At 73.8% G+C, this 3,117-nt stretch carries 2 protein-coding genes; one reads left to right on the forward strand and one right to left on the reverse strand.

Annotation, left to right across the window (positions count from 1 at the left end):
- Positions 1-1,635 (reverse strand): DNA helicase RecQ (gene recQ, locus MXD58_RS23780; protein WP_250609957.1); only part of this gene is annotated, 1,635 nt, incomplete at its 3' end.
- 314 nt (positions 1,636-1,949) lie between these two features.
- Between recQ and MXD58_RS23785 the strand changes: the two genes are divergently transcribed.
- On the forward strand, positions 1,950-3,117 hold a 1,168-nt coding region (locus tag MXD58_RS23785), incomplete at its 3' end, for a serine/threonine-protein kinase (protein WP_250609958.1).

The following is a 3,117-nucleotide window of genomic DNA, read 5'->3' on the forward strand; positions in this document are numbered from 1 at the left end:
GCCCGAGTCGGCCCCGCCGCCGGAACGCGCCGGGCGCTCCGGCTCGCGGCGCAGCGCCACCTTGCGTGTCCCGCGCAGCACGTCGGCGCTGGTGTCGGTGAGCGCGAGGGTGCCGTGTTCGCCCTGGACGGTCAGCAGGCCCTGGGCGAGGAGCTGGCGCACCACCGCGCGCCATTCGAGTTCCTTCAGCTCCGCACCCACACCAAACACGGTGAGGGTGTCGTGGCCGAACTGCTCCACCCGGGCGGTGCGCCGGCCGAGGAGGATGTCGATGACCTGTCCGGCGCCGAAGTGCTGGCGGCGTTCCCGGTCCAGCCGGAGCACGGTGGAGAGCAGTTTCTGCGCCGCGACGGTGCCGTCCCAGGTCTCGGGCGGGGCCAGGCACGTGTCGCAGTTGCCGCAGGGCTGGGCGCCGCGCTGGCCGAAATAGGCGAGCAGGCCGACGCGGCGGCACTCGACCGTCTCGCACAGGGCGAGCATCGCGTCGAGGTGGGTGCCCAGGCGCCGGCGGTGCGCGGCGTCGCCGGGGGAGTCGTCGATGAGCCGCCGCTGCTGGATGACGTCCTGCAGGCCGTAGGCCAGCCACGCGGTCGAGCGCAGGCCGTCCCGCCCGGCGCGGCCGGTCTCCTGGTAGTAGCCCTCGACCGACTTCGGCAGGTCCAGATGGGCGACGAAGCGCACGTCCGGCTTGTCGATGCCCATGCCGAAGGCGATCGTCGCAACCATGACGACGCCGTCCTCCCGGAGGAACCGGGCCTGGTTGCGCGCGCGGACCCGGGCGTCCAGCCCGGCGTGGTAGGGCAGCGCGGGGATGCCCTGCGCGGCCAGGAACTCGGCGATCTGCTCGACGGAGGAGCGGGACAGGCAGTAGACGATGCCCGCGTCGCCCGCGTGCTCGGTGCGCAGCAGCTCCAGGAGCTGGGCCTTGCGTTCCTTCTTCGGCACGATGCGGTACTGGATGTTCGGCCGGTCGAAGTTCGCCACGTGGTGATGGGCGTCCGCGAGGTCGAGCCGGCTGGTGATCTCCCGGTGGGTCTCCGGGGTCGCGGTGGCGGTCAGCGCGAGGCGCGGCACCGCGGGCCAGCGCTCGTGCAGCATCGACAGGAGCAGGTAGTCGGGGCGGAAGTCGTGCCCCCACTGGGCGACGCAGTGCGCCTCGTCGATGGCGAACAGCGAGACCGCCGCCCGGTCGAACAGGCGGGCCGTCGACTCGGTCCGCAGCCGCTCCGGCGCGAGGTAGAGCAGGTCGAGTTCGCCGGCTAGCAGCGCGCTCTCGGTGGCCCGGCGGGCGTCGACGTCCTGGGTGGAGTTGAGGAAGCCGGCGCGCACGCCCAGCGCCCGCAGGGCGTCGACCTGGTCCTGCATGAGGGCGATCAGCGGCGAGATCACCACCCCGGTGCCCGGTCGGACCAGCGCGGGAATCTGGTAGCACAGCGACTTGCCGCCGCCGGTCGGCATGAGCACGAGCGCGTCGCCACCGCCGACGACATGTTCGATGATCTCGCGCTGGCCGGCCCGGAACGAGTCATAGCCGAAGATCCGCTGGAGGACCTCGTCACTCGTGCCCGCCGAGGCGGCGACCGGGCCGCCCGTGGGACCGGAAGCATCGCGCACGGAACCGGACAGCGAGGTCATGGCGCCACCCTACGGCGAGCCGTGCGGGGTGCTCGGCGCGCGGTCCGGCGCTGTGGACAACCACCGTGGTCTGTCTCCTCCGTCCACAGATCCGCGTCGGGCGGGACGCGGGCGGCCCGCCGTCAACCGCCCCGCCGGCGGGCGCCGGGGCCGCGCAGGGGCCATCCACTGAGGTCAGCTGGCCGACCGAGGATCGACATACGGCCCCCGATCGCTACGATCCAGGGGATTTGTCGCTGTCGGGGGCCCTACCGGCCGGGTCTGGCCTGAGTGGTCGGCGCGGACGACATCCGGGCACAGGAAGGGATCGCGCGATGTCCACCGATCCGGTGCCGGTCACGGTTGCCGCCCTGCGCCTGTCCGACCCGGTCCAGGTCGGGCCGCACCGTCTGCTCGGCCGGCTCGGCGGCGGGGGGATGGGCGTCGTCTATCTCGCCGACGGCCCGCTCGGTCAGGTCGCCATCAAGATCATCCGTTCGGAGCTGGCCGAGAACCCGAACTTCCGGGTGCGCTTCCAACGGGAGCTGCAGGCCTGCTTCCGGGTGCGCGGCCAGCACACCGCCAAGCTGCTCGACTTCGACATCACCGCCGAGCCGCCGTGGATCGCGACCGAGTTCCTCGCCGCGGCCACCCTCGAGCAGCACATCAACCGGCACGGCCCGCTGGACGCGGCCGACCAGGGCAGACTCGCCGCCGGCCTCGCCGACGCGCTGGTCTCCATCCATACCCCGGGCCTGATTCACCGCGACCTCAAGCCGTCGAACGTCATGTGGACGGCGAACGGCCCGGTCGTCATCGACTTCGGCGTGGCCGCGGTGCGCGACGCCGGCCAGCTCACCGTGACCGGCACCGTGATCGGTACGCCGGGCTGGCTCTCGCCCGAGTTGGTCACGGGCGGCGAGATCGGCGCCGCCAGCGACCTGTTCGCCTGGGGCGGCCTGATCTGCTACGCCGCCACCGGCGTCCCGCCGTACGGCCAGGGCCCCGCCGAGGCGGTCGCCTACCGGATCGTCCACGAACAGCCGCGGGTCGACTACACCAGGATCGCCGAGCCGCTGCGCGAGATCGTCCGCCGGACCCTGGCCCGCGAGCCGGGAGACCGGCCGACGGCCGAGGCCCTGCGCGCCGAGCTGGTCGACATCCTCGGCCCGGACATCCTCCCGCCGTCGCCGGCCGCGGCCGACGAGGACGGCCCTTCGGCGCCTCACCGGACCGCGACCGCGCCGGGCGTCGTCGCGGGGGACGTGGCCGCGCAGGCCCCTGGAGCTGTCCCGCATACCGTGCAGACCCCGTCTCCATCGGGCAGTCCGCCGCCGTCCTGGCCGTCCCCGGCCGTGCCCGGTCTGCCCGCGCCGCCCGGTGCCGGGGGTACCGGTGACCTGACGGCCAGTGGCACGCCACCGTGGAACCTCTCCGGGGCGGCGACGCACGGCCCGACGCACGGGGCACCCGGCGCCCCGGCGTCCAGCGAGCCGTCTCGGC

The organism is Frankia sp. AgKG'84/4 (assembly GCF_023242965.2).
In the GTDB taxonomy this organism is placed as follows: domain Bacteria; phylum Actinomycetota; class Actinomycetes; order Frankiales; family Frankiaceae; genus Frankia.